11 protein-coding genes and 1 pseudogene are annotated in these 7,057 nt (G+C 36.7%); all 12 read right to left on the bottom strand.

Annotation, left to right across the window (positions count from 1 at the left end):
- Positions 1–170: 170 nt before the first annotated feature.
- Positions 171–431, bottom strand: a pseudogene (locus CWS20_RS28875) (SMI1/KNR4 family protein); the annotation flags it as partial.
- 237 nt (positions 432–668) lie between these two features.
- Complete coding sequence (locus CWS20_RS26220; protein WP_066200903.1) at positions 669–1,130, bottom strand: hypothetical protein; 462 nt, start codon at positions 1,128–1,130, stop codon at positions 669–671.
- A gap of 16 nt (positions 1,131–1,146) precedes the next feature.
- Positions 1,147–1,983 carry a hypothetical protein gene (locus tag CWS20_RS26215; RefSeq protein ID WP_066200906.1) on the bottom strand — a complete coding sequence of 279 codons (837 nt, stop codon included), beginning with the start codon at positions 1,981–1,983 and terminating at the stop codon, positions 1,147–1,149.
- A 401-nt stretch (positions 1,984–2,384) separates the two neighbouring features.
- The gene (locus tag CWS20_RS26210; protein ID WP_066200909.1) at positions 2,385–2,735 is read right to left on the bottom strand and encodes a transposase; all 351 of its coding nucleotides are present in this window, start codon (positions 2,733–2,735) and stop codon (positions 2,385–2,387) included.
- Position 2,736: 1 nt separating this feature from the next.
- Positions 2,737–3,000, bottom strand: coding sequence for a hypothetical protein (locus CWS20_RS26205; RefSeq protein ID WP_066200912.1), 264 nt, complete (start codon positions 2,998–3,000; stop codon positions 2,737–2,739).
- 323 nt (positions 3,001–3,323) lie between these two features.
- Positions 3,324–3,971 carry an RHS repeat domain-containing protein gene (locus CWS20_RS26195; RefSeq protein WP_491523034.1) on the bottom strand — a complete coding sequence of 216 codons (648 nt, stop codon included), beginning with the start codon at positions 3,969–3,971 and terminating at the stop codon, positions 3,324–3,326.
- A gap of 331 nt (positions 3,972–4,302) precedes the next feature.
- Positions 4,303–4,524 (bottom strand): hypothetical protein, encoded by a 222-nt coding sequence (locus CWS20_RS26190; RefSeq protein WP_066200917.1) that lies wholly within the window; start codon positions 4,522–4,524, stop codon positions 4,303–4,305.
- A 333-nt stretch (positions 4,525–4,857) separates the two neighbouring features.
- Positions 4,858–5,241 (bottom strand): UCP019853 family protein, encoded by a 384-nt coding sequence (locus CWS20_RS26185; protein ID WP_066200920.1) that lies wholly within the window; start codon positions 5,239–5,241, stop codon positions 4,858–4,860.
- Positions 5,242–5,254: 13 nt separating this feature from the next.
- Positions 5,255–5,473, bottom strand: a complete 219-nt coding sequence (locus CWS20_RS26180; RefSeq protein WP_066200923.1) for a hypothetical protein — start codon at positions 5,471–5,473, stop codon at positions 5,255–5,257.
- A gap of 88 nt (positions 5,474–5,561) precedes the next feature.
- Positions 5,562–6,122: an immunity 53 family protein gene (locus CWS20_RS26175; RefSeq protein ID WP_066200926.1), complete on the bottom strand. Its 561-nt coding sequence runs from the start codon at positions 6,120–6,122 to the stop codon at positions 5,562–5,564.
- Positions 6,123–6,138: 16 nt separating this feature from the next.
- Positions 6,139–6,492: a polymorphic toxin type 24 domain-containing protein gene (locus tag CWS20_RS26170; protein WP_066200928.1), complete on the bottom strand. Its 354-nt coding sequence runs from the start codon at positions 6,490–6,492 to the stop codon at positions 6,139–6,141.
- A gap of 18 nt (positions 6,493–6,510) precedes the next feature.
- Positions 6,511–7,057, bottom strand: a 547-nt coding sequence (locus tag CWS20_RS28285) for a hypothetical protein (protein WP_206605395.1), incomplete at its 5' end; no start/stop codon positions are given.

Raw genomic sequence — 7,057 nt, 5'->3', positions numbered from 1 at the left:
CTTTGACCACTTCTTTGCCGATGTCGGTTAATCCTTCTGATTTAAGGATATTTCCCCAGTCATCGTAGATACGGTATAGTGTATAAACTGTACATATAATTTGCTTTAAACCTATAAAAGGAAAAACCTTGAAAGGTATAAAACCAATCAAGGTTATAAAATAATAAAATCTACTCTATATCATCGTATGCATCACCAAGGTGGATAAAATTGTCCTTCAGCCAATACCAATAGTCTCCTCCATTATTCACAAGGTTTTCAAGCAATTCTGTGAAGGAATATGCAATAATTTGTGACTCACCAATAATGCCGTGCTTATCAATGAAACTGTCATAACATCTACCTAATCTAGTAGGTGCTAAATCTATTGTTACAAATTCACTATTGCCACTTTGAGCTATAATATACCAGTACGAGGAAAGGTCTTCTTTTCTCTAATAGTACTTTTATTCCCAATTACAATACTCCCTTATAGTGATGCTGATAGCGGCTCCAACTTTTTGGTACATTATAATTTCTATCTATAGCAACATTACCTGATGTTAAGGTACATCAATCAAAGTGGATTACCAAAAACCCATAGAATTCTAAAATGATAGACTAGACTCTTAAGCAGTTTATCCTCATAACATTTAATTTTCTAAGAAAGAAATAAACTATGGTAATTGTTATTTTTTAATGTAATCCAAAATTAATTTGATAAATTTTTCATCATTACAATATACTTCAAAATAAGAAAAATCAAATGCTCTTATTTCAATAATAGACTTAGGTATTTGCATCCCCTCTTCTTCCTCTGTCCTTGGATATTCATCAAAACTCATAACTAATTGTGCCTGCTTAGGAAACATAACGAAAACCCCAGTTTCATATTGAATAATTTTTTTAGAACTTTTAATCAAAGTATCAATAGAAAAAAATTCACACAAACCATTTGAGTTAGTTAGAAAATATTGATTAAAACCACCCTCGCTTGTACCGTAAAGGTCAAATACATACCATTTATAATCTTCAGATACTGTTTTAAGACCTTCTAGTAATTTTGCTAATTGCCAACCTAAACAGGATAATTCATCATTAAAATGTTCGTTACCATATAACCTAAGTGTGTATTTTGCTTTACTTATCATGTTTCCTCCTTAATATCTAATTTCCTTTAAAACTCCAAGAGCCATCTTTAAACTTGGCAGGGTGAGAATGTGGGTTAACATGATCTCCTCTTCCATGGTCTGTCCAATCTGTTCGTTGTACTGGTTTTCCGTTGTATCCCCATTCTAAAGTTTGTCTGTATACACCCTTTCTACCTTTTCTAGCTCCTATTTGTGTATGAGGAGCATCCGTATCCGGTTTATGAACGGTTCCGTTTTCGATTTCTCCATTTAGGTGTTTCGGTAACTGAACAGGTTTTCCATTCTTATCTTTAGGAATATATATGTTTTTTTCAGACCCGTTTGTTTCCTTATTCTTAGCAAAATTCTGCAAATCCAATTTCATTAAAAACTGAGATTCCGCTTCTTCGGTACTTTGGGTATTGCCTCCTTTAGGAGCTTCTTTAGAAGCTTCTTTAGGAGCTACTTTTACATCTGAACTAACCACTTGCTTTGCTGTTTTTACCGCATTTTTCGCAACCCTATTTACAGTTGCTCCACGATTCGGCTTCGGCGCCACATAGGTCTTTATCTTCGGTTTTGTTTTTACCGTCCCAGCTACCTTCACCTTCGCCTTACTCTGCACCTTTGGCGCCGTCCGAATTGGCTTGGCAGCTACGGTTTTTGGCTTTTTGTTGACTTTGGATGAAACCTTCTTACTTGGTGATCGCTTAATTTTCGTCGTTGCTTTTTTAGTTGCTTTGGCGGCCTTATACGCTTTCGATGTACCTTTTATCGCGGCTTTGACTGCCTTGGATGCGAGGCCTCCTCCTGGGATGAAGTTGGAGGCGATGCTGATGGCGGCGCCGGCTTTTTGGTCTTGACAATGAGCCACGCGGCATCAGATTCTAACTTCTTTTCTCGACACTTGAGAAACAGTCGGTTTACCTAAACAAGGTTAACAGATGCCTTCTCATTGTTAGGACATCTCTATGCTGAATAAGTTGTTTACAGAATTAAGTTAACATGTTTAAAATGTAACACTCAGGACGGTTTTCTTTACTTTGTATACTATGAATAACACGCTTGTAGCTTGTTAAGATAACCGCAAAATCCTGATGCTACCCCTCGTAAGTTTGCTAACCATCATGAATTTTTGATTCAAAATTCATTTTGTTTTTAAGCAAAAATTCTTAAAATCAAAAACCTTGAAGACATATAGCCAATCAAGGTTACAAAAATTCATTTTAAATCTTTTGTGCTATTAATAATATACTTCTAAAATCCACATACCAATTAGTTGTTGTTCGCTCTCTTTTCTATGAATTCTAAAAAGAGATCTTGTAGTTCCCCTTCTGTATCATTAGAATCAAGCAGTAATTTAGGTTCTAGGGAACACCCATTTAGCGTGGAGCTTCCATCAATTATACCGAGCATGTTTGAAATGGTATCAATCATGGTTTGTTCAATTATCCTCATTAAAATATCTTTATTTTCTTCTGTTAGACTGTTGTAGAGACCAATAGCTGATTTCCAGTATTCATCAATTTTTGGTCCGATTTTTGTTGCTTCATAGAGTTCTCTCTCTAATTCAAGATTTTCTTTAACTATTGACTCATATAGTGATTTAATAAAGTTCTCATTCATCTTATTTCCTCATTTCCGGATACATTTTTTTATTTAATTCAATAAGTTCTTTTAATGCGGAATTCGGTATGTCATCATAAACTCTTCTAAGTTCTTTAATATCTCTAGCTAATAATTGTCTTGGACTGTCAATTCCTTCAGTGTTTCTTGAGACTATACCCTTAGGACCTCTTCTTGTGTGACCTACCTTTGGAACATTAATAGCAGGAGCAGTGTTTAAATCATAATTTTCCACTAAATCCTTCATTAATGCTTTTTGTCCCACATAATGTGCATCAAGTCCTTCTACTCCTTAATATCTTTGTATGCTCCAGCTTGATATTTACCTGTCCCCCTAAGCATCACCCCAACATTATCGCCAGCCATAGGCTTGTCAAAAAATTTAGGACTGGCCCCAGTGGCTTAGTAGATGAGCTTTGACTACTTATCTTTACATCTGGACTTACGACATATTTTTCTGTTTTTGCCGTGTTTTTCGCAACCCTATTTCCAGTTGCTCCACGATTCGGTTTCGGCGCCATTTAGGTCTTTATCTTCGGTTTTGTTTTTACCGTCGACGAAACCTCCACCTTCGCCTTACTCTGCACCTTAGGAGCGTCCGAATCGGTTTGGCAGCACGGTTTTTGGCTTTTTGTTGACTTTGGATGAAACCTTTTTACTCGGAGACCGCTTAATTTTCGTTGTTGCTTTTTTAGTTGCTTTCGCTGCTTTGTACGCTTTCGCTGTACCTTTTATCGCGGCTTTGACTGCCTTGGATGCGAGGCCTCCTCCTGGGATGAAGTTGGAGGCGGTGCCGGCTTTTTGGTACCATTTGGTTTTCTTGCTTTTGATGGTCTTGATGTCATCGCCGATGAAAAAGTTGTAGGTGGCCTTGGCGGCTTTTTTGACGCCTTTGCTGAGCTTTTTCAGCCATTTTGGTGCATAGCCGTCCGGATCGATGTTGTTGACTGGGTCGGATTCCGCATAGAGATAGCGGTTGAATGAGATCGGATTGTCGTCTTCTCCTTCATATTCATCTGCGACTAGGAAACGGCCGATTTTCGGATCGTATTCGCGCCAGCCCATGAAGTAGAGCTTGGTCTCTTCATCATATTGGACGCCGAATTTTCCGACGTAGCGGAAAGGATTGGCTTTGACCACTTCTTTGCCGATGTCGCTTAATCCTTCTGATTTGAGGATATTTCCCCATTCATCATAGGTATATTTCGCGATGACGTTTTGTTGCGCATCGGTAATGGCGACGATGTCGTCCTGGGTTCCAGTGAATTTTGTTGGTACAATTAAATAATTTTATCTTATAGAATGACAAGCAAATAATGATTATGGCGATTACAGAAAAAATTTTGTGACAGTAAGAGCAATAGTAAAACGAGGCCTTGTCAGCATATTAGAAGAAGCGCGCATAGACTCTGTTCAGAGCCTAAACAATATTTACCGGCACTCAATCTCCTGTCTTAGTTCACCAACATCATACTGAGTCTTTGATTGAAGTAAAGATAAAAACTTGAAGGGTATTAAGCAAATTAAGATTTTCCCAAGGAATTCATCAAATCTTAAGTAATCAATTCTACCTCATCCCAAGCTTTATCTCCGACAATTCATTCAAAAGCACGATTTCTCCATTGTGCAATAAATCATCCTGACCATTCTCAAATATTTGCATTCTATCTATAACTTGAATATATTGTTTTCCAAAGGTAGCTATTATTACCTCCTTTGCAGGCTTAAAATTAATAATTGAATTATTAAGCAGTTTTTCAAATGAATGACTCACACCTATCTTTAACAAAGGATGAAAATCCTCCGAAATAAACCTATCATATTCAGACAGTTTATCTACAGGCCCGAGTGAGCATAAGCAAGGTTCAATTGCTTCATAGAAAGTATTTCATCTTTTTTGTGTAATAGCTAATATGTTTTTTCCTTCAGTATTACGAGCTTTGTCATTCTCATGTGTAAAGATAAATCGAGTAGTTAGTGTAGTTATTTTATATAAATGTCACTGCAGGCAATCTCCTGTTTCAGCTAACCATCATGAGGTTTTATTCAAAATTAGGATATTTTAATTCTTCGGTTCAAAAAAAAACCTTGAAAGGCACTTAGCCAATCAAGGTTCATCATATCACCCAATAAAATCAACGCTTAATCGATCCACCCGAATTTGTACGTTTTGATTATGTAGGTATCCATAGTCGAAAAGAAATTCACTATCCACATCAAATAATATGCCTGCGTCTATATTACCCGTATCAATATTCAAAGTTCCTCTAATAAAATACGAAAAGCTATCTCCTATCTGCTCAATACCTTTTTCATCTGAATCAATCTTTGAAATTACTAAGTCATCAAATATAGTCAATTCCATTTCAACAAGGTACTGTCCTCTTTGATTTATCTCAAAAGGACAGCTATTGATAAAAGCAACCACTCTTTGTCCATTAATTTCAAGTTCAGCTTTTTCTTCAATTAGAGTACTTAATTCTATTAATTTTACAGTATATTGCATGAAAACTAGCACCTTAGTCCATAGTGCTAATTGTCTTATCGTGTTTATTGTTATTTAGCAATTTCCATAAATCCTTACCCTGTTTGACATGATACGTTGTAACTTCACCATTGGCATTTGTTCCTACAAACTCAAATTTTGCTTCCCCCTTACGAGAGTTACCCATAAACTTCACGTAACCTGTTCGAATTTCACCTTTATATTGATAGCCTACCTTTGTACCACTGCTCATAAAACCTCCCTAGCACCTTGCAATACATAATTAAAAACGTCTAAAAGAATGTAAAACACCCTTCTAAACGTCAATTTTTTTACTAAGATTATTCTTTTACATTTACAAAATAATGATACTCACCTTCTAATTCAACAACATCATCTAACGAAGAAAATGTTTTAATAACATTACCCTGATTCTCTTCAAATTCTACAGCTTGAATTGATTCTAACTCAATATTATTTTCTAAAAATTCATTGACACATGCATGGACTTTATTATAGGGTACACTAACACTATTCGACCCCTGATAGCCACCATACCTCATATATTTTGATATTATATCTTCTATAGATTTAATAAAATAGTACCCTCTATGTGTTTCAACTATATTTTTAAAAGTGATTAATAAGACTTCCAATTTTGATGAGTCTCCCATTCCAACAAACTTTTGATTATTTATTTTATAGGTGAACCAATCATCGTCTGGATCTACTGTAACAGACATTTCATCTAACTCGATATTTTCTAGATTTGTTCCGACCAAATCTATTTCTACATAAAAACCAGAATTATCCATTGTAGAAATTTTAAAACCGTATTCATGTTCCCATTCATCATTACAATGAAACGAATACCATTCGCTAATCCACTGAAGTATGTTCAACTCAATTCACTCTCCACTATTTAAACCTTGGATTATTTGGAATCTCCCATGGTTCTGGTGGTCTTACACCACCTTTTATTTTCTTGCCATTTATATGCGGCGTAGGCACTCCTCTATGATCTGCACCAGGAGTTCCATCAAATTTCCCTCCGTCAAACCTCTTTATTAGATTGAACTTTTTAACACCGTTAACTAGACGAGGCTCAGAAAAGGATTCATATTTATATATATGCCCGTCTTTATCTCTCTTAAAGGTATTATGTGCGCCTTCAGCAGATTGATCTGCTTGAAGTTTATTACTAGTTCTTTTTGACCCAGAAGCTCCACCAGTCCCTTTATTCTCAGCAAAATACTGCAAATCCAATTTCATTAAAAAAGGAGATTCCGCTTATTCGGTCCTTTGGGTATTGCCTCCTTTAGGAGCTTCTTTAGAAGCTTCCTTAGGAGCTACTTTTACATCTGGGCTAACGACTTGCTTTTCTGTTTTTGCCGCGTTTTTCGCAACTCTATTTACAGTTGCTCCACGACTTGTCTTCGGTGCCACATAGGTCTTTGTCTTCGGTTTTGTTTTAACCGTCGCAGTCACTTTCACCTTCGCCTTACTCTGCACCTTTGGCGCCGTCCGAATCGGCTTGGCAGCTACGGTTTTTGGCTTTTTGTTGACTTTGGATGAAACCTTCTTACTCGGTGATCGTTTAATTTTCGTCGTTGCTTTTTTAGTTACTTTCGCTGCTTTATACGCTTTCGATGTGCCTTTTATAGCGGCTTTGACTGCCTTGGATGCGAGGCCTCCTCCTGGAATGAAGTTGGAGGCGATGCTGATGGCGGCGCCGGCTTTTTGGTACCATTTTGTTTTCTTGCTTTTGATGGTCTTGATGTCATCGCCGATGGCAAAGTTATAGGTGGCCTTGGCTGCTTTTTTGACGCCTTTGCTG

The organism is Cytobacillus horneckiae, assembly GCF_002835735.1.
Lineage (GTDB): Bacteria > Bacillota > Bacilli > Bacillales > Cytobacillaceae > Cytobacillus > Cytobacillus horneckiae.
The sequence above is the reverse complement of the archived record's forward strand: the minus strand, read 5'-3'. Positions and strand labels throughout refer to the sequence as shown.

Coding starts and splice junctions, on each gene's coding strand:
- CWS20_RS26220 (WP_066200903.1), bottom strand. CDS start 1,130: ATGATAAGTAAAGCAAAATACACACTTAGGTTATATGGTAACGAACAT.
- CWS20_RS26210 (WP_066200909.1), bottom strand. CDS start 2,735: ATGAATGAGAACTTTATTAAATCACTATATGAGTCAATAGTTAAAGAA.
- CWS20_RS26185 (WP_066200920.1), bottom strand. CDS start 5,241: ATGCAATATACTGTAAAATTAATAGAATTAAGTACTCTAATTGAAGAA.
- CWS20_RS26180 (WP_066200923.1), bottom strand. CDS start 5,473: ATGAGCAGTGGTACAAAGGTAGGCTATCAATATAAAGGTGAAATTCGA.
- CWS20_RS26170 (WP_066200928.1), bottom strand. CDS start 6,492: ATGAAATTGGATTTGCAGTATTTTGCTGAGAATAAAGGGACTGGTGGA.